At 45.0% G+C, this 19,786-nt stretch carries 22 protein-coding genes; 5 read left to right on the plus strand and 17 right to left on the minus strand.

The annotated features are described in order from the left end of the window. Positions 1–28: 28 nt before the first annotated feature. The 3 genes from ESE_RS0106605 to ESE_RS0106615 form a co-directional block, all read right to left on the minus strand. Complete coding sequence (locus ESE_RS0106605; protein ID WP_010373122.1) at positions 29–490, minus strand: phosphate-starvation-inducible PsiE family protein; 462 nt, start codon at positions 488–490, stop codon at positions 29–31. A gap of 76 nt (positions 491–566) precedes the next feature. Further along, a complete protein-coding gene (locus ESE_RS0106610; RefSeq protein WP_010373125.1) occupies positions 567–1,169 on the minus strand; it encodes a cation diffusion facilitator family transporter in 603 nt (200 codons plus the stop codon). Between the two features lie 133 nt (positions 1,170–1,302). After that, positions 1,303–2,700 carry an APC family permease gene (locus tag ESE_RS0106615; RefSeq protein ID WP_010373128.1) on the minus strand — a complete coding sequence of 466 codons (1,398 nt, stop codon included), beginning with the start codon at positions 2,698–2,700 and terminating at the stop codon, positions 1,303–1,305. Positions 2,701–3,142: 442 nt separating this feature from the next. Between ESE_RS0106615 and ESE_RS0106620 the strand changes: the two genes are divergently transcribed. After that, positions 3,143–4,381, plus strand: a complete 1,239-nt coding sequence (locus ESE_RS0106620; RefSeq protein ID WP_010373131.1) for an amidohydrolase family protein — start codon at positions 3,143–3,145, stop codon at positions 4,379–4,381. A 58-nt stretch (positions 4,382–4,439) separates the two neighbouring features. Here the strand turns inward: ESE_RS0106620 and ESE_RS0106625 are convergent, their stop codons facing one another. Then, the gene (locus tag ESE_RS0106625; RefSeq protein ID WP_010373134.1) at positions 4,440–4,991 is read right to left on the minus strand and encodes a 3'-5' exonuclease; all 552 of its coding nucleotides are present in this window, start codon (positions 4,989–4,991) and stop codon (positions 4,440–4,442) included. A 126-nt stretch (positions 4,992–5,117) separates the two neighbouring features. Here ESE_RS0106625 and ESE_RS0106630 point away from each other — a divergent pair, with 126 nt between their 5' ends. Further along, positions 5,118–5,480 carry a hypothetical protein gene (locus tag ESE_RS0106630; RefSeq protein ID WP_010373137.1) on the plus strand — a complete coding sequence of 121 codons (363 nt, stop codon included), beginning with the start codon at positions 5,118–5,120 and terminating at the stop codon, positions 5,478–5,480. Between the two features lie 75 nt (positions 5,481–5,555). Here ESE_RS0106630 and ESE_RS0106635 read toward each other — a convergent pair whose 3' ends face one another. Beyond that, positions 5,556–6,491 (minus strand): nitronate monooxygenase, encoded by a 936-nt coding sequence (locus tag ESE_RS0106635; protein ID WP_010373140.1) that lies wholly within the window; start codon positions 6,489–6,491, stop codon positions 5,556–5,558. 23 nt (positions 6,492–6,514) lie between these two features. Continuing rightward, on the minus strand, positions 6,515–8,083 hold the full coding sequence (locus ESE_RS0106640) for an acyl CoA:acetate/3-ketoacid CoA transferase (protein WP_010373143.1): 1,569 nt from the start codon (positions 8,081–8,083) through the stop codon (positions 6,515–6,517). Positions 8,084–8,241: 158 nt separating this feature from the next. Here ESE_RS0106640 and ESE_RS0106645 point away from each other — a divergent pair, with 158 nt between their 5' ends. Next, positions 8,242–9,132 carry a LysR family transcriptional regulator gene (locus ESE_RS0106645; RefSeq protein ID WP_010373146.1) on the plus strand — a complete coding sequence of 297 codons (891 nt, stop codon included), beginning with the start codon at positions 8,242–8,244 and terminating at the stop codon, positions 9,130–9,132. A 112-nt stretch (positions 9,133–9,244) separates the two neighbouring features. On the opposite strand, the gene ESE_RS0106650 is transcribed toward ESE_RS0106645, so the two are convergent. The 6 genes from ESE_RS0106650 to ESE_RS0106675 form a co-directional block, all read right to left on the minus strand. Continuing rightward, positions 9,245–10,252, minus strand: coding sequence for a YeiH family protein (locus ESE_RS0106650; protein ID WP_010373150.1), 1,008 nt, complete (start codon positions 10,250–10,252; stop codon positions 9,245–9,247). Positions 10,253–10,379: 127 nt separating this feature from the next. Beyond that, positions 10,380–10,874: a hypothetical protein gene (locus ESE_RS0106655; RefSeq protein ID WP_010373153.1), complete on the minus strand. Its 495-nt coding sequence runs from the start codon at positions 10,872–10,874 to the stop codon at positions 10,380–10,382. A gap of 128 nt (positions 10,875–11,002) precedes the next feature. Then, positions 11,003–11,545 carry a helix-turn-helix domain-containing protein gene (locus ESE_RS11900; RefSeq protein ID WP_010373155.1) on the minus strand — a complete coding sequence of 181 codons (543 nt, stop codon included), beginning with the start codon at positions 11,543–11,545 and terminating at the stop codon, positions 11,003–11,005. 132 nt (positions 11,546–11,677) lie between these two features. Next, complete coding sequence (locus ESE_RS0106665; RefSeq protein WP_010373158.1) at positions 11,678–12,673, minus strand: YeiH family protein; 996 nt, start codon at positions 12,671–12,673, stop codon at positions 11,678–11,680. Between the two features lie 52 nt (positions 12,674–12,725). Further along, positions 12,726–12,905, minus strand: a complete 180-nt coding sequence (locus tag ESE_RS0106670; RefSeq protein ID WP_010373161.1) for a hypothetical protein — start codon at positions 12,903–12,905, stop codon at positions 12,726–12,728. A 24-nt stretch (positions 12,906–12,929) separates the two neighbouring features. Beyond that, positions 12,930–13,502 (minus strand): GNAT family N-acetyltransferase, encoded by a 573-nt coding sequence (locus tag ESE_RS0106675; RefSeq protein ID WP_010373164.1) that lies wholly within the window; start codon positions 13,500–13,502, stop codon positions 12,930–12,932. Positions 13,503–13,684: 182 nt separating this feature from the next. Here ESE_RS0106675 and ESE_RS0106680 point away from each other — a divergent pair, with 182 nt between their 5' ends. Together ESE_RS0106680 and ESE_RS0106685 are read left to right on the plus strand one after the other, a co-directional pair. Further along, the gene (locus tag ESE_RS0106680) at positions 13,685–14,746 is read left to right on the plus strand and encodes a tRNA dihydrouridine synthase (protein WP_010373166.1); all 1,062 of its coding nucleotides are present in this window, start codon (positions 13,685–13,687) and stop codon (positions 14,744–14,746) included. Between the two features lie 62 nt (positions 14,747–14,808). Further along, positions 14,809–15,381: a YiiX/YebB-like N1pC/P60 family cysteine hydrolase gene (locus tag ESE_RS0106685; protein ID WP_010373169.1), complete on the plus strand. Its 573-nt coding sequence runs from the start codon at positions 14,809–14,811 to the stop codon at positions 15,379–15,381. Here ESE_RS0106685 and ESE_RS0106690 read toward each other — a convergent pair. The 5 genes from ESE_RS0106690 to ESE_RS0106710 all read right to left on the minus strand — a co-directional run bounded on the left by ESE_RS0106690 (position 15,350) and on the right by ESE_RS0106710 (position 19,773). Beyond that, entirely contained in the window at positions 15,350–16,291 is a 942-nt protein-coding gene (locus ESE_RS0106690; protein ID WP_010373172.1) for a YihY/virulence factor BrkB family protein, read from the minus strand. The genes ESE_RS0106685 and ESE_RS0106690 overlap by 32 nt on opposite strands. Positions 16,292–16,430: 139 nt before the next feature. Further along, a complete protein-coding gene (locus tag ESE_RS0106695; protein WP_010373175.1) occupies positions 16,431–16,637 on the minus strand; it encodes a hypothetical protein in 207 nt (68 codons plus the stop codon). A 13-nt stretch (positions 16,638–16,650) separates the two neighbouring features. After that, on the minus strand, positions 16,651–17,544 hold the full coding sequence (locus tag ESE_RS0106700; RefSeq protein ID WP_010373178.1) for an alpha/beta hydrolase: 894 nt from the start codon (positions 17,542–17,544) through the stop codon (positions 16,651–16,653). 76 nt (positions 17,545–17,620) lie between these two features. Next, positions 17,621–18,964 (minus strand): amino acid permease, encoded by a 1,344-nt coding sequence (locus ESE_RS0106705; protein ID WP_010373181.1) that lies wholly within the window; start codon positions 18,962–18,964, stop codon positions 17,621–17,623. Positions 18,965–19,362: 398 nt separating this feature from the next. Continuing rightward, a complete protein-coding gene (locus ESE_RS0106710; protein WP_010373183.1) occupies positions 19,363–19,773 on the minus strand; it encodes a DUF6508 domain-containing protein in 411 nt (136 codons plus the stop codon). Positions 19,774–19,786 lie beyond the last annotated feature (13 nt).

Consider the following 19,786-nt stretch of genomic DNA (forward strand, 5'->3'; position numbering starts at 1 on the left):
ACAACACACGAACGATTTTTAATATTGTTTAATCTTCCACTTGATCAGGATGATTTTCAGCAAATTCAACTTCTTTACGTTCTTCTTCATGCGCTAAATCAGCTAAATGGCGACGTGACCAGCGATATGCAATCAACACAACAATCAATAACGCGATGGCCGCGGCTTGAATCAATACGCCAATCGTATCAGCATGATATACCAATAAATTACGCAATAAAGCTGTAATACCAATATACATAAAATTCTGTAATGAAATACGATCTTGCACAAAATACTCTTTTGTTAAGACCACGAACTCGAAGAACAAGAACGTTTCCAAAATCGTTTCAGTCACTGCGTAAAAATCAACTTCTAAATCGGTGTGCAACACCATCGTACCTAAATTCCAAAGATCCTTAAAAAAGAATCCGACCATGGCAATGCCCAAAATGAGCATCGCCACGTCTAGTACAATGCCATAACCCTTCTCGATAAATTTTCGATTCATATGGCTACCCTCCAGTAGTTCTTACTTCTAATCATAACAAACCCCACCTAAAAAGTACCGCATAACTTGTCTCAAACTATTTTTCAAACAATTCCAAGCCTTCACGACCAATGTAAATCGCAAAGATAACGGCCGCAACCGCATCAGCCCACCACAAACCAAATAATGCTGTTAACAGCATGCCCAGCAAAACCAAGGCCGCTAACACGGCACACGCCACGTTACACATCGCATCTTCGCGTAGGGCTTCCGAGCCAATTTGGGCACCTAATCGTCGCTTCATCGTTGTCATAACTGGCATCAAAACCACTGACGCAATCGCCACAACTAAGCCAATACCACTTTCACCCGGCACTTCATGTTGCACTAAATTGATAACTGACGTGACGATAACGTAAGTTGCCAATAATAATAAAATTGCCTTCACAATTTTCGAAGCACGTCGTTCAACAGTCAATACCCGCTCATTATCAGCACCATCATATTCTGCCCGCAGTCGCCAAATCAACACGCCCCCCGCGATGACTTCCAAGAGCGCATCCAAGCCAAAAGCAATCAACAAAATCGAACCAGCTTGCAGACCGGCTGAAACACCCAACACAAATTCAAGTGCCATCCAAGCGATTGAAATCACTTCCAATTGAATGCCCTTCGCTAATAATTTTTGTTTCACTATCATTTCCCGTTCCCCCAAAATAATACATGTCATTTTCTTCATATATTATAACATAACTTTGAGAAACTGTGCACAAACAAAAAGTAAGCGCGGTAAATATAAAAACGGTTGTTCCACGTGGAACAACCGCATCCTATTAATTCATCCGTGAATGTTTAATACCATACGTTAGGTACAAAATCAGTCCTAACACAAACCAAATAGCCGCTGCAATTAATGTTTCAACGTGTAATTGCGTAATCAAGAAGAACGTAAATACGGCTGACAAAATGGGCAACACTGGAAAACCGGGCATCTTATAACCATCTTGTTTCACATCAGCACGCTTACGTAATGGCAAAATGCCTAGCGACACAACCATAAAGGCTAGTAACGTTCCCATATTAACCAGATCAACCAATTTGTCCAACGGTACCATACCGCCAAAGAATGCTACTACAATCGTTGCAATTCCCAACGCGCGGTTTGGTTCACCCTTTTGGTTTAACTTCCCTAAATTACCGGGCAATAGACCATCACGGCCAACAGCATAGATCAATCGTGATGACGCATAAAGCATCGTTGTCATCATAGTGAACATCCCAATCAATGCACCAATTGTAATAATTAAGGCCGCCCAATTTTGACCGACTTGTTGTAACGCAAACGCAGCCGGATCAGCCACATTTAGTTTGGTGTAGTGCACCATTCCTGTCAGCACGAACGCGACTAATCCATACAATATGGCTGCAATAATCAACGTCCCAATAATTCCGATTGGCATGTCGCGCTTCGGATTTTTCACTTCAGCTGCTGAAGCCGATAAGGCGTCAAATCCAAGAAAGGCAAAGAAAACCATCGACGTGCCGGCCAAGACACCTTGTACACCAAATGCGCCATGCATCCGCGCTGGAATCACTGGCATCAAATTACTGCTCTTAATAAAGAAGAACCCCACCACAATAAAAATAATGATAATCGCGACTTTCAACAAAACCATTGCGTTTTGAATTCGCTTCGATTCCTTCATACCACCACGTAACATTAACCCAATCAACAACACAATGATTACCGCAACCAGATTCACGTACGTCCCTTGGGCTGGATTGTAAGCTCCCGACAAGGCCGTGGGTAGTTTGAAGACCGGCGCTATCAAATTGGCAAAATAGGCTGACCAGCCGGTCGAAACTGCCGCGACCCCCAATGCATATTCCAAAATTAGTGCCCAACCTAGCACCCAACCAACAACTTCACCAAAAATAACGTTACCATACGAATATGCTGAGCCCGCAACCGGCATCGCTGAAGCAGTTTCCGAATATGCCATGGCCACTAACCCCGAAACAATTGCGGCAATAATAAAACTAAAGACAACGCCTGGACCAGCGGTTGTCGCAGCAACCGTTCCTGGCAAAATAAAGATTCCGGTCCCGATGACCGCACCAATTCCCAAGCCAATCAAATCTTTCGCGGTCAGCGTTTTGGCAAAGTGTTCATCACTTTTTAAATACGCCGTCAACGATTCCTTCTTAAACATCCGTTGCCACAACTGCATCCTACTACCTCCTATGAAACCAATAAAAAAACACGTATCGGATAACACCAAAGTATCCGATACGTGTTTAAATGAGTTCCATGGTCTGCCCGCAGCAGTTAGCATGTCTCACACACTCGGATACTTTACCGTCATCCGAGTGTCCAACGCAAAATAACTTTACGATTGTTTCGGATGACTAACCGAAGAAAAACGTAAAGTTGAAAAACGCTTGCGTTGTTGACAGGTGCATTTGCATGAATTTCATTTCCTTTTCTAATTGTTTAGGTTTTAACTCCCTAATCATAAGTGAGGAATTAAATTTCGTCAACCATTTCTCAGTAAATACTCATACTGACTATTTGTAACCGCCTCGGAACACCTTAGAAATCGGATAATGGCGCGAACAGTTGGAAAAAGCATATAATGTTAAGTAAGTATTCTAAATAACTGAGGTGGTTTCATGTCGATCCGCACATATCATAATGCGCAAGTCTACGATGTTGCGCAAGCGAAATTCATTCCTAATTCATGGTTCTCAGTTGATTTAACAACCGGGCGTATTACGGCTACCGGTACTGGCGCTACGCCTGCCGATGCTCAAGAACTTGTTGATTTAAATAACAAGTTCATCACGCCTGGTATGATCAACACCCACGTTCACATCATTAATAAAGTCTTCCCATACGGGCCAAAAGCCTCACGCGAACCCTTCGAAATTGCAATGCAAGCCCAAGCTAACTTAAATGAAATGTTAGCTTCAGGGGTGACATACACCCGTGTTCTGGCAACTGCGCAAAGCTTCGATATTGGTATGCAAAAAATGACGCTGAATGGTCAATGGCGTGGCACTGGCGTTGTCGCATCTGGTCGTGCTTTCTCAACCATTGGTGGCCACGCTTCCAAGATTGGTGAAGCTTTGTCTGGTCCAGAAGAATTCCGGGCCGGTGTCCGCCGTCGGATTGAACAAGGTGCCCATGCGATTAAGTACATGGCGTCAGGTGGTATTGCGTTTGATCAATTCGAGCAACCTGATATGCCACAAATGACGGAAGCTGAAATGGCTGCTGGCGTTGACGTGGCACACCGTCGCGGCATCAAGGTTGCGGCGCACGCGGAAGCTTTGCAAACTGTTAAAGAAGCCTTGCGCGCCGGCGTTGATTCGGTTGAGCACGCTTTTGTGATTGACGATGAGGCACTCGAATTATTCCAATCAACGGGTACATATTTAACGCCAACATTAGTGGCTCCTTATGTCATCATCAAGCGCGGTGATGGTTTGTTGCCACAGTGGATGGTCGACAAAGCCTACAAGTGGGTTGATTCACACTTTGCAGCCTTTGGTAAAGCGGCAAAGAATGGCGTTAATTTGGCACTGGGTACTGATGCTGGTTCACCATTGAACGGTTATGCTGACACTGCCCTTGAGGCTGAACTTTGGTCAATTGCCGGCGCAACTAACGCCCAAATCTTGCAGGCACTCTTCACGAATGCAGCTGATTTATTGCAAATTAGTGCTGATTATGGTGAATTAGTTCCTGGCAAAATGGCTGATTTCGTCGTCTTTGATGCTAGCCCACTAGCTGACATTAAGGTACTCCAAGAGCCAAAGCGAGTGGCGAAGTTTGGTGAGTTCGTTGACACAACTGGCTTCCAAAATCCTTATATCTTACCTTTAGATAAAGGACATTTAGCTTATTAATAGTAGATTCTAAAAGGTCCCAACTCCTCCGCATTTGTTCGGAAGATTTGGGACCTTTTTATCGCCATGTTCGTTGCATTGCTGAGAAGACAGCCAAAGTTGCCTTGGCATCCGCCAAAGCACGGTGCTTCTGCTTACCAATCTCGACATCATACGTCGCAGCCAAACCCGATAATGAAATATCATTAGGATTACCATTTAAGGCCCCGTGGAGCTGTTGCGTATCAAAAATTTTACCATTCGTGTGCCACTTACCTAAATCATGATAGCGGAGCCCCTCTTTGACTAACTGCACATCCCCATCAACAATCGCGTGGCCAACAACCGGATATTCGCCAACAAACTTCATAAACCGGCTCAACGCCCGTTCTTCCGACAAACCGTTATGAATCATATCCAACGTAATCCAGCCGTGTTCCCCACCCATGGATTGTGAAATGAATTTAAATGACGCCATTCCACTGCCCTTGGGCGGGTTATTAACAATCACGGAAAATTTTTCAATATCTTTACCGGTGGTAATTTTCAAAGCCCCAATTTCAATAATTTGATTACTACCGTTCATCTCTAAATCGAAAACGACATAATCCTTCAATTCTGTAAATAGCATTAACAATACTCCCCGCTCGTTTGTTTCTCTCAAGTATACGCTTCACCGACGAACTCTTCACTTGCATTTACTTCAAGTCAGCGTAAAGTTAAGATTGTCAATTATACAGAACAGGAGATTTTCCCCATGAAATCACTCGCAAAGTACAATAAGTTGCGTCGAAACTTCAACATGGAAAGCCACCGTGGTCTACAGCTCGACGAACACGGTAATACCGATGTTTTTGAGGGTGTCCAAGTCACGGTTTTAGTTAAGGATGATCAAGCAACGATGATTTTCATCGATTCAGAGGATGCTGATAGCGACGAAGCTGGTCGCGCATTCGTTGCCTTCGAGCACGGCATGAGCTGGTCATCGCAGGAGTTCTTCAACGCCTACATGGCCGTTCACGAAAACCCCGACGAACCAGCTGTTGCGACAGCAAACGGCATCCAAGTGACCCACAAAATCGATGCAAACGGGTTGCACATCAAAATTGTGCCAGCTTAATTTGCGCAAATAAAATGACCGCCAGGCTAAAATTCCTGGCGGTCATTTTATTTATCACAGCAGCTATTGGTCTTATTAATACGTAATCTTCAAATTCTTAACAACGGCTTCGGCTTCATTGAACAAACCTTCAATGATGTCCTTAACCGGACGCTTGCTGTTAACCATACCCGCAATTTCGCCGGCCATGACTGAACCATTTTCAACATCGCCATCAAAGACAGCCTTTGAAAGTGATCCCAATGATAATTCTTCTAGCGCATCACGTGACGCACCTGAATATTCAAGCTCCAAATACTTTGCAATCATTGGATTCTTAATTGAACGAACTGGCGCACCAGAACGGCGACCCGTCACAGTTGTGGCCGTATCATTAGCTTCCAAAACGGCTTGCTTAAAGGCATCTGGTACTGGCGTTTCATCAGCTGTTAAGAAGATTGTGCCGGCTTGGATACCTTGTGCGCCCAAAGCGTAAGCAGCGGCTACACCACGACCATCACCAATCCCACCCGCAGCAATAACGGGAATATTCACGGCTGATGCTACTTGTGGTACCAAGGCCATCGTTGTCGTCTCACCAACGTGACCACCAGATTCCATTCCTTCAGCTACAACCGCAACGGCGCCCAAATCTTCCATCTTCTTTGCCAACTTAACTGATGGAATAACTGGAATAACCTTGATACCAGCCTCCTTCAAAGCAGGCATGTATGGCTTAGGCGTACCGGCACCCGTCATAACGATTGGCACTTGTTCTTCGATAATGACATCAACCATGTCAGGAATGTTGTTCATCATCAACATCAAGTTAACGGCGAATGGCTTATCTGTGCCGGCCTTAACTTTACGGATTTCTTCACGCAAGCCTTCCTTATCAAACCCAGCTGATGTCAAAACACCCAATCCACCGGCATTTGAAACGGCGATAACTAACTCATGACGTGAAATGCGCGCCATTGATCCTTGAATCAAGGGATACTTGGTTCCTAAAATTTCTGCAACAGTTGCCATAATAATGTCTCCTTTTTATCTCGTTAAATTTCTGATTGGTTAACAAGGGCAGAAAGACCACCCCATTCTTCTGCAAACAATCCAGCATCCATCTGCTTTAGATCATCACTAATAATAGGCTTGAAATCCATGTGAGCCAAAATGTCAGCATCCAAATCCATACCTGGTGCAATTTCGGTCAACATCAAGCCAGCAGGCGTCAATTCAAACACCGCACGCTCCGTAACATAAACAACGGGTTGTTGATTTTCAGCAGCGTATTGACCTGAGAACGTAATTTGTTCCACACTAGCCACAAACTTTGGAAAACGACCTTCTTGATCGATTACCAACTGACCGTCTGCAATGTGTTCTTTCAAACCAGCGGCAGTAAACGTACCAGCAAACACCAATTTCTTCGCCGTTTGTGAGATGTCAATAAAGCCACCAGCACCAGCGACACGCCCATTGAACTTCGATACATTCACGTTACCAGTTGCATCCGTTTGTGCCAACCCAAGGACTGACAAATCGATTCCGCCACCATCGTAAAAGTCGAATTGCGCATCCATATCAACCGTTGCCTGTGAATTATAGGCGTGACCAAAGTCCTTCAAACCAGCTGGCACACCGCCAACTGAGCCCGCTTCAGTCGTCAAAACAAAGTCATCATTAACGCCTTCCTCAGCAGCAACAGCGGAGACGTTAACCGGAATACCAACACCTAAGTTCAAAATTGCACCTGACCGCAATTCCATCGCGGCACGACGCGCAATGACTTTTTTCGCATCCAGTGGCAATGCGGGTACAGATTGCAACGGTACGCGAATTTCACCAGAGAAAGCTGGGTTATACAACGTATTTTCCGTTTGATATTGATTTTCAGGTTGTGCAACAACAATGTGATCAACCAAAATACCAGGTACCTTAACTTGCTTAGGGTTAAGGGTGTTCGTCTCCGCCAAAGCTTCCACTTGGGCAATTACAATACCACCAGAATTGTGAGCTGCTTGCGCGATAGCCTGGACTTCCATGTCCAACCCTTCCTTATCAAGCGTGATGTTACCAGCTTCGTCAGCATATGTTCCACGAATCAAGGCCACGTTGATTGGGAAAGTTGGATAACGCAACCAGTCTTCACCATCCAAAGAAATCTTTTTAACAATTTCTTCAGTCGTCACCCGATTCATTTTGGCACCTTCGATATCTGGATCCACAAATGTGCCCAAACCAATCTTCGTAATGACACCAGGGCCCTTTGTAGCGATGTCATGATACATACGTGTGATGACACCTTGTGGCAAGTTATAAGCTTCTAACTCATTGTTATTGATTGCTTCACCCAACCGAGGCGAGGCAGCAGCAATACCACCAATCCAGCGCTTCAACAACCCTGGGGCTGCCAAATGGCTCATCCCTTTTTGATCACGATTACCAACCGCACTAGAATGCATCGCCGTCAAACCCTGTGGGTGTGACTCACTGGCGTAACGTTCCTCTAGCGCAATCAAAAGTTCCTCTGCAACGCCAGCAAGGCCAAACCCGCTGACTGCAATTGTATCATTATCTTTAATCAAGTTTACAGCTTCACTTGCTGAAATAACCTTGCTCATGGTTGTTACCTCTTTATTTTCGGTATAAAATAAACTAAATATAAGTGAAGTTTGTTACCTAAATCACTTATCAACACTATCTAGTATACGCATTTGTGAAAGAACGAACACACTAAAAAAGTTAGTTACCCCAACCAAAAGTTGCGCAGGAGGTCACCATGGGTCTTGAACGCCTTACTTATTTTATCGACGCTGTTGATTTGGCTAGTTTTACGGCTGCGGCTCAGAAAAATTTTGTGTCACAAACTGCCATTAGCAAGCAAATGAAAAATTTAGAGGAAGAAATTGGCGCACCGCTATTTCATCGTGAAAATAATCGGGTCACCGTCACATCAGCTGGTCGTAAATTCTATAATCACGCTAAACAGCTCATCACAAATTACGAGCAGGCCGTCCAACTGGCGCACGCGGTCGGCGCTACCGACAAGCAAACCCTCACAATCGGTTTTACAACCTATTATGAGACACAATTAATGTCACCTATGCTCCACGATTTTATGGCCATGCACCCAGAAATCGACATCACCATTTCACAGGATAATTTTCGCGATAATAACCAAGCCCTATTGTCGCAAACCATTGATATTCTATTTTCCCGCAATTACGGGCTTGATTCACTTGCCGACTATGCACAAATCCAAACAACGGTCTTAGAAGAGGGCAATATGCTCGTCGCTGTCGCCGAAGATGACCCCATTACGCGTTATGAAGTGGTGCCAAACGAGGCATTAGCTAACCGCGACGTCATCTTTGTATCTTCTGATCCCAACATGCTGGCCCCACATGGTTTAACCAGCAATGCCCAAGCCGATGGCTATTCGTTCAACAGTGTCACACGCATTCAGAGTTTGGAATTGCTCTTAATGTTAATCCGTCTGAAAAAGCGCATCGCCTTCTTTCCTGAAAACTCACTCTTCAGTACGAATGGCGTCGTATTCCGACCAATCGCTAGCACATCACACCGTTATGAAATTGTCTTAGCAACTAACCAGCAAAATCCAAACACTGCCGTCAAAGTTTTTACTGATTTTGTCACATCAACCATATAAAAAGGGTTCAGCCTTTCGGAACACGTTTAAAAGCCGCAAATCCGCCGATTTTATCTCGGCAGATTTGCGGCTTTTTAGGCTGAGACAACGATTCTGTCCCAGTTTATTTTGTTTACATCATTAACAGGTGAATCAAGCCAAGCGCTAGCAATACCTGAATCACACCAATGACCAAACCAAAACTCAGGAAGCGAACCCCCGAATTCTTGATAATTGACCATTTTAGACTCAACCCAATGCCAGCCAAATTAATGACCCCGAAGAAACTTGCCAATTCCTTGGCGACAGCGACTACCGGTGCTGGCAAGCCAATCATCGTATTTACCAACATAAAGATGACAAAGGCCGTGACGAACCATGGCATCATGCGCCAAAATGGCTTTGCTGGTGCCATCACAGCTTCTTGTTGCGTTTGTCCACGACGACTCATCTTCGTAAAGGCCATAACCACAAAGGCCAACAATACCACGCGGAGCATCTTAAACAATGTTGCGTACGTTCCAGTCGCATCATTGACCATCAAACCAGCGCCAACAGCTTGACCAACCGATTGTAACGTACCACCAATCAAAGCACCCGATAATAAATCATTGTGACCTAGAATAGCCGGTCCGATGGTTGGCAAAATCAGCAACAGTGCCACACCAGTCAACGACACGGTCGCAGCAGCGGTCCGGCGTTGCGTATCATTAGCACCAATTACCGGCGAAACGGCAGCAATCGCGCTCGTGCCACACACCGCATTACCTGCACCCATCAACATTGCTGACTCAGATGACACCTTAAAAAAGCGCCCACCGAGCCACATGACAATTAAAATTGTGGCCGTCATCTGCAACACAATAAACAAAATCCCTTGCCAGCCTAACTGCTCAACCGTCCTAAGCGTGACCGTTAACCCAAGAAAAGCAATGCCAAATTGAATAAAATACTTTTCCGACCAATCGACCCCGGGGTTCCAGATTTGCTGACGAAAGGCAGTATTCCCAATCACAATTCCTAACAACATGGCGATGCCTTCCGCACCCAAAAACGGTAGTAATGGGGTTAACCACTCTGCAACGACTGCGAGGGCAACCGTCAGGCCAATACCTGGCAACATCTCTCTAGTAACTCGCATCGCAATTACCTCCTTTATTTACAACCAGTTGTTAACCTAGTTCCTTTTTCCACGTATATTTTATCAAAATAAAAAAATACGGTCCAACCAAACATTTTGATTGGACCGCACCAATTAGTTGCGCTAATTAATATAGTGAAACACCATTATGTTCTGAATCAATGGGTGCCACATTATCCATTAGATAATGTTCTACGGCACGCTTATATGATTGATGACTGCGCATCGCAATGCCCGTCAACTTGCTAAACTCAGTCGCATTTAGTGCCCAAACTTGCGCCACCGACTGTTTTAACAAGTGATCATGGAGCGTTTGCGTCAAACTAATAAATCGTTGGAATTCAGCATGACCGATACCGTAGATACGCTTTAAGTTACCCGTTCGCTTTTCGATGTTCGCTAACATCACCAACCCTTGCGCAAACGTTGCCGCCGTTTGCCCACCAAAGTTATACATCGTTGGTGTTGGGTAGGGGTGACCATTTGGATAGGCCCCTGATTCAGCCTCGTAAGCATGCAACTTGGCTACCACTTGGCCTGCCACATCAGGTCGAATACCTGACTTCACCAAAATATTACCAAATTCCAGCATGAACGCCTGCGTATGAACTGTCATCGTCATTATCTAAATCCCTCTCTTTGTACTCTTCTCTTAGTCGCCGAATACTAGTGTATGGCGAACCCAATTAGTGTACGCAAAAAGTTCACAGAATAGTACAAAAAAGTGTTGTTTTTGTGATTAACTCATCTTTAGTTAGCGTGCGCACCAGCCATAAAGCCATCGATAAATCCTTGAATAGAATCGGTTAGATATGGCACGCCTAAAATAACCACAAAGGCTAGCATGGCCCAGAAAAACGGCCTATTTTTAGCAAATAACTTATTGATATCCCGCCAGTTAGCAGTAATCATCACTGAAATAAATGCAACCAGTCTCAGTAGCTCGACATCATTATCGATCGTTCCTACCTTAATATGCAGCCAAATTTTTTCAATAATGTATGTGACTACGCCCAATACGAGTGTCGTAAAGACAATAATATTAGCTGGTGTAATCTTTGTACTTTCGCCTGATTCAAACTTTTCAATCAACGCTTCATCCCCCTTTACTAACTCATCTAACGACACCACGAAAAGGTCGCTCAAAGCCAGAACATTTTTGAAACTTGGCAACGCCGATCCATTCTCCCACTTTGAAATAGACTGTCGCGAGATACCCAAATAATCGGCTAAATCTTGCTGCGACATGCCTTTGTCCTCACGACGTTGTTGAATATTATGCCCAATTTCCATAACCGGCCTCCACAGTCAATAATATATATCCACCATACCCGAATCGTATATTTTTAACCAGCAACTATCGGTTGCACTTTAATATGCAACCAAAAAACGCCTAGCACCTGCATGCTAGACATTCTTAGTCGCTTATTTCATTAATACCGTAATGAGGACAATAGCCAACACAACCTGGAAAATAATGGTCACTAAACCATAGCCCAAGAATTTCATCCCTGACTGCTTAATGGTCTGCCACTTCAAATTCAAGCCGATTCCCGCCAAGTTGACAATACCGAAGAAGCTTGTAATTTCGTGAGCCGTTCCTGTCAGGACGTGAGGCAAACTGATAAATGAATTCACCAGCATCAATACCACGAACACCATCACAAACCATGGGATCTTAACACTTGTTTTGGGCGCAGTCGCTTCAATTGGCGTCAGCTTTGAGGCATGGCGCGCCATCAAAATCACGACAACTGACAACATAATGACACGCAACATTTTAAAAATTGGTGCGTATGTCACCACGTCGCCACCAACCAATGAGGCCGTTCCTGATACCTGACCAACCGATTGTACAGTACCACCAATTAGGGCACTCACCAGCAAGTCGTTATGTGGAAAGACTGCCGGACCAATAATCGGCAAAACGAACAAGAGCACCACGCCGGCTAACGAAACCGTCGCAACAGACGTACGCCGTTGATCATCAGTTGCGCCGACTGCCGGCGCAACTGATGCGATTGCACTTGAACCGCACACCGCATTTCCCGCACCCATTAACATGGCCGTTTGTGGTGCGACCTTAAAGACGCGACCGCCCAGCCACATCACCACTAAAATTGTGGCCAACATTTGCAACAAAATAAAAATGATGCCCGTCCAACCTAATGATTCAATGTTCTGTAACGTGACATTTAGCCCCAAGGCAGCGATACCAATTTCAATTGGATATTTTTCAGCCCACTTCACACCGGCACCCCACCGTTGCTGGGCAAAAACAGTATTTCCTAATATAATCCCTAGCACCATCGCCAAGGCTTCAGCGCCCAACGTTGGTAACCAAGGTGATACGAATTTTGCAACAAGCGCGACAGCTAGTGTCAACAAGATACCAGCAATCATTTGTCGTTTTATGGCCATAATTAATGACGTCTCCCACTAAATAAACTCTGCTATCCAGTGTACGCCTCTTTTATCGTTTGTGCTGATATATTTTCTTCACAACGAACCGAATAATAGCTGTTAATACCGCTGCCACAATCAGTGACTTAATAGCACCTGGCCAAAATGAATCTGTGCGAAAAACAATCGCATCCGACACGGCATAAATCAGCATGAATAATAAGCTGACCCAATCTACATATTTTGTCATACCTTTCACCCCTAAAGCGTTAACTTAGCTCAAGTCACGCTGCATATGTGTATAGTGATGCGCACCAATCATTAGTTCGCCCACTGCGACAAACCCTTCACGTTCATACAATACGCGCGCCTTTGGATTACCATCATCAACATTTAAGCCAATGACCGTTTCACCTTGTGCTACCACCACTTCTGGCAAAGCCGCCAGCAATTGTGTGCCGACACCTTTACCGCGTGCTGATTCAGCGACTGAAATTGAGTCGAGATACCACTCATCGGGCAACGTCTCAACATCTGGGAACAGTTCTGCTAATTCACCAAACCGTTCCGCTAACAATCGTTGCATCGTTAAATCCAAATGTGGCTCGCTAGCTGACGGATAGCCAAACGCCACCCCCACAATAGCCCCACCTAATTCAGCGACCGTTGCGTGCGTATGCGAATAGCGGGCCGTGTCATCAGCCAAGGCACTATCATGCAATAATTGTTCGATATTATCGCGTCCTAACTTGGCTACCATTGGAATTTCCATTTGGTCAATAATCGTCATTTCTAAGTACACAATGGTTGCTGTATCAGCCACTGTTGCTGGTCTAATTGTAATCATGTTTAAATCCTCCCCCATCTTTGTTACTAGTCTACTGGCTTTAAGGGGGAATTACCACTTTCATTTGGTAAACACCTTGAAAGGCAACTCAAAACCCTTTAATATGTTATTGTCCCAGTTTGGATTTGCGGAAGATCGAGCCGCACGAATGAAAATATAAGGTTAAAGAAAGGAATTTTGACATGGTTAAAGCAAAGTCAGCTTACTGGCAAGGCGTTGTCGACGAAGCACAACAGCACCCTAAGGCGGCCGGGATTGAGAAGACCCCATTCTTCTCACTTGCCCCAATGGAAGCCGTAACGGATACTGTTTTCCGTCGCGTTGTTGATAAAGCCGCTGCGCCTGATGTTTACTACACGGAGTTCACTAACGCCCGTAGTATTACACACCCAAAAGCTAAGTTTACTGTACAAGGTCGCCTACACGTTGATAAGAGCGAAAAGGTGCCAGTTGTGCAAATCTGGGGAAACCGTGGTGAAGACTTCGAAAAGTCATCCCTTGAATTGCGTGATCGTGGATACAATGCCATTGATTTGAACATGGGTTGTCCGGATTCAACAGTTATTAAGAACGGAGGCGGATCAGATTTGATTCGTCACTACGAGTCAGCACAAGAAGTGATTCAAGCTGCCAAGACGGCAGGCTTGCCCGTTTCTGTTAAGACGCGTTTGGGCTTCAATGATTTGGAAACATTCCGCGAGTGGATTCCATTCCTTTTGAAGCAAGATATTCAAGTTTTGACGGTTCACTTACGTACACGTAAGGAAATGTCAAAGGTGCCTGCTCACTACGAGTACATCGATGAAATCGTTAAGATGCGTGATGAAATTGCACCAGACACATTGTTGCAAATCAACGGTGATGTTAAGACTCGTCAAGAAGGGCTGGAATTGGTTCGCCAACACCCTGGTGTCGATGGTGTCATGATTGGTCGTGGTGTTTTCGAAAACCCATTTGCCTTTGAAATCATGCCTGCTGATCACACGTTGGATCAAACCCTTGAATTGCTCCGTTTGCAATTGGATTTGTACGATGAGTTCACGGCTGAATTTGGGCCAATGAACTTCCAAAAGTTGAAGCGTTTCTTCAAGATTTACGTCCGTAACTTTGCGTACGCTTCAGATTTGCGTGTTGCCCTAATGGATACCAACACGACTGACGAAGTTCGCGCACTTTTGGCCGAATTCGACAAGCAATGGGCGGCTAAGAAAGCTGCCGACGCTGTTGCAATTGAAGCTAATTAATTAATAAATCCCCCAGCGCATGCACTGGGGGATTTATTGTATCTTCAGAAAGGTCATTACCTATGCAATTACAAACCGGTGATTTAATTTTTGTTGGTGTCACAGACACCGACGACTTCTCTCAACGCATCGCAGCGAGCACACATCGCGAGACCGCTGTTGACTACACCCATATCGGGCTTGTCGAGAAAACGACAGCCACACTCTTCGTGCTCCACGCGTCACCCGAAACTGGCAGTACCCGCGAACCTTTGGCGACGTTTTTGAACCGCCAAACTGGCGTCGCCGATGTTTACCGACCAACAATCAGCAACGCACCCTGGCCAGCAATTTTACAAAATGCCAAAGCAATGCTCGGCCAACCCTATAACTGGTCCTTTATTAAATCCCGGCCTGGCTATTACTGCTCTGAATATATTATGAACGCCTTTCAACCAGCCCAAATTTTCACCGAAGCGCCGATGACATTTGGCCCCAACAATAGCATCTTACCCGGCTGGCTGGATTACTATGCCGACTTGGGGTTACCCGTGCCAAATGGTGAACCCGGCACCAATCCAAATGGCCTTGCCAATTCACCTCACCTTAACTATCTCGGTCGTCTTAACGACGTGAACGCGGTTGATGCTTGGTAATTTGACGCTGGCTAAGTGGTGACCGCCGTTTAGCCGCCACCCCTTTCGCCTGCTCGGGTACATAGGCATACCGGGTGCCGTGCGCAGCAAATAAATCTGCAAACCAAGCAATTAAAATTTGTGCGACAACCATAATGGTCCCGACCAAATTAAGATAAACCATCAATACCAACAATGACCCCAGCGATTGATAAAATCCTACGCTCTTAACGGCAAATTGTGCATAAAAGCTAAAACCGGCATTCAACGCTAAGAGAAGTAAAACTTCAATCCCAGAACCGGCCACAAGCGCCTTCCAAGGTAACCGTTTAGCCGGCAATGCGAAGTTGAACACACACATCAATACCCAGAGCCCAAATAGCGCAAACAACCAGCTCTGCTTGGCCAATTTATCTAACCATGGCATATCAAACGGCAATGCCGCAATAATTGCTGGCATCATCGCACTTGCACCCATCAGTACGCCGGCCGTTAACAAAATGACCATCAACCATAGAAAACTAAAGACCCGAGTTAGCATACCACTAACCCGTTCTGGCACATCATGAACCGCATTAAACGCTTTACGAATAACCGCCAACACTGAACTAGCACCCCAAATCGTGATCACGATTGAGAATGACAAAATTCCCACACCACCACTTAGGACCGATGTAATAATCGGTCCAAGAATCGACATGATGTTTTTAGGCAATTGTTCCCGCAACATACTATTGAGTTCCTGGGCATTAATGCCGACCAGCCCGGCGATGGCTCCCACACTCATCAAAACCGGCACCAACGATAATAATGTATAGTATGTAATCGTTGGCCCGACCATATTGAGATTAGCCCGGCTCAAATACGTCTGGAGCGCCGGCACCTGAAATTGTTTCTTCAGTAACGCGAGATCAACCAAAAATCTACGCATAAGCATCCCCCTAACTGTCCTTTTGATTAAGTATCGCAAGGTTGCCCAGGGCGGGTCAATGATTATGTATTTTGGTTTGCCAAGTTGGTTACACAGAAAAACGGTCTGAATGTTTCACATGAAACATCCAGACCGTTTTTCATTGTTGTCGATTATCTTTGACGTAATTCCAAAAGCTCCCCAAAGCTGAAATTAAATCAATGCCGGGCAAAATTGCGATAAAGACCCACTTTGAAAATGGATCTGTTGGTCGAAAAATAATAAACCAAACAATATCAATTAGCAATTGCACCAGTAATTGTTTTGGTGTTGCTCGAAAAAACGACTTACCAAAAGCCCCTATCATAGTATCCCCTTAATCAGAGCCACTTCGCCAAAAACGCTGCCTTTTCATCGGTGAATTCTGGCGACATGTAGTCTGCCGGTCCGTGTCCTGTTCCCTCAACTAAATGCAACACTGCCTTGTCTTCAGAAACAAACTCACGGGCTCCGTTAATCATATTTACTGTCTGTTGATAAGGTACCACAGCATCAGCCGTTCCTGCAAATGCCAAAATAGGTGGCATCTCTGCGTTGAAGTACATCTTAGGACTGTACATCTTCACACGTTGTGGAACGTCTTTGGGTGCTTGTTGATTAAACATTTGTCCCTCGAACGACTCAGCCGTACCCGTTTCAGCATACTTAGGCGTAACGCCACTCTCATTGAATTGGTCAACAAATTGATCAAATTCGTATGGCCCATACATCGCAATAATGGCATTAACCGTCTCTGGTTGATTATTGTTATCACCCATAAATGGGTTTTGCAACGCGTCAACTGACGCTGTTACGCCGGTCATCACGGCCAAGTGGGCACCTGAAGATTCACCCATCAACGCAACACGATTCATGTCCAATTGATATTCATCTGCATGCGCACGCAAGAAGCGCAAGGCTGCCTTAATTTCATAAATTTGGAATGGGAAATCCTTTTGATGAATTAACGAATAGTCCACACTAACAACGGCATAACCCTTATCCAGCAAACGCAAAGCCGGTTCCAATTTATGTGAACTCTTGTCACCGAAAATCAAACCGCCACCATAAATATCAACAATTACCGGGAAAGGCCCTTGTCCTTCATTAGGCAAGTACACATCAAGCGTGTGGCGCTCACCATCCATGTAAGCAATATCGTGCCATTGTTGCTTAATGTAAGCCGTCTCAGCTTCAATTTTCTTATAATCGCGATCAATAAACTTGTCTGTCATATCAGTCCACTCATTTCTCTAGGCATAATAAAAAAGGTAGCTGCATATCTGCATCTACCTTTTATCATACACTATTTTAATCTTTAACTCGGCGACTAAGGGCAATCATAATGACAAACCAAGCTAGTGCCAGGAGCGTTGTGGGCATCGTTGATTTCGTGAACAACAAAATCATAAAGATACCAAACAAGAATGCTAACGTTAGGTAATCCGTAAATGGTGCACCAGGCATTAGGAAGCGCTTCTCACCATTCTTAAAATCAGCTGATTGGCGGTAACGCAAGTGAGCAAACACCAACACGCCGTAGATAACCACGAAGGCTGCTGAGGCCACTGATGTCACCAAATCGAAAGCATTTGATGGGAAGAATACGTTCACCAAGACAGCCAAGGCAATCAAGACAGCTGACACGTTGATGGCGTTACGTGGAATGTAACGGCGGTTCAACTTACCAACATAGCCCTTACCATTTGATAACGAGAACAACATCCGACCCGTCGTAAACAATGAACTATTCAATGACGAGGCTGCCGCAGTCAACACGACGAAGTTAATAATGCCGGCTGCCGCCGTAATCCCGATACCTGAGAACACTTGCACGAATGGTGATTCACTTGCACTGTAGTTCGTCCAAGGTTGGATACTCATAATTGCAACTAAGGCACCTACGTAGAAAATCAAGATTCGAATAATAATTGAATTGATTGACTTTGGAATCGTTGTCAACGGATCCTTTGCTTCAGCGGCTGTCATACCAACGAATTCAATTCCCAAAAAGGCGAAGAATACCATTTGGAAGGCCGCTAGCAACTTGTGCCCGTGATGTGCAATGACACCGTGTTGCCACAAGTTCGACAAGCTTGTCACGCCGGCTGACGTTTTCGCATGCGTCACAATCATAATAATTCCAGCAACAATCATCGCCACAATCGCAACGATTTTAATCATTGAAAACCAGAATTCGGTCTCACCAAACGCCGAAACTGCGATGACGTTGATGCCATAAAGCGCAACCAGGAAGATGATTTCCCAAATCCAAACCGGAATACCTGGGAACCAGAACTTCATATACGTTCCCACGGCCGTTAACTCAGCCATGGCAATCGTAATCCAACCGATCCAATACGTCCAACCAATGACGAATCCCGCTTTTTTACCAAGATACTTTTCCACGAACCCGACAAAGGTTGGCTTGTCCGGATCAGTCAAAAGTAACTCCCCTAGCGCACGCATCATCCAGAACATAAAGAGTCCTGTAATAATGTATACAAGCAAAATGGCAGGCCCTGCTGTGCTAATTGAATGTCCCGCTCCTAAGAACAATCCAGTTCCGATTGTTCCACCAAGCGCGATCATTTCAACGTGACGACTAGATAGGCCTCGCTCTAGCTTCTGCTGTGAAGCTTCTTGCTGTGCCATAATAACACTCGCTTTCTATATTTATTTCTAATTTACAATCTCAGCCCCTACTGGGATGTTTTTTTACAACACTTAATCTAGTATATAAGAATTCCCCCATTTTTCAATATTCCTTACCATTTACATGAGTGAAATTTAATCATTCTCATGTACGTCAGCCACAAAAAAAGAGAGTGAGACGAAAGGCGCTTTGGACCCGATGATAACGTCGTTTGACCCGCTTATGCCTTGGAGCGTAGCGTAGAGGCATGAGTGGGTCAAATGGCGTTATATTAAGGATTCAGCCTTTCGGAACACGTTTAAAAAGCCGCCAATCCTCCGATTTTAAATCGGGAGATTGGCGGCTCTTTTGAGGCTGAGACAGAGACTTCTGTCCCAGCCTCTTGATTAATAATTGTTTAGTAATTTGGTCCTGGGAAATCGTCTGGTGTCAATGAATCCAAACGTTGCAATAAGCGACGCAAAATACCCTTCTCCGTCATTGCTGCCCACATACCTTCCAAGCGACGCTCACCGTAAATGACAACTGATGCCACGGCGCGCACATCACGGAAGTCTGAACCAGTACGTGAAATTTCATCCACTTCTTCTTCAGGCAACTCTTGGTGACCCTTTTGCTTCAACGTGCGATCAAAATTCTTGTCGAAGAAATCTGACCATTCAAACGCCTTTGCCAACTCGATCATACGAGGGTCGTATTGTGGGTGGCCATCTGCGACAGCACCTATTACCCAAGGAATTTCCTTGCCTTCAATTTCTGCCAAAAAGGCATCCCACTTCTTAAAATCAAAAGGGTGTTCCTTTGCCATTTGTTGCCTCCTT

It is taken from the genome of Weissella cibaria KACC 11862 (assembly GCF_000193635.1).
Lineage (GTDB): Bacteria > Bacillota > Bacilli > Lactobacillales > Lactobacillaceae > Weissella > Weissella cibaria.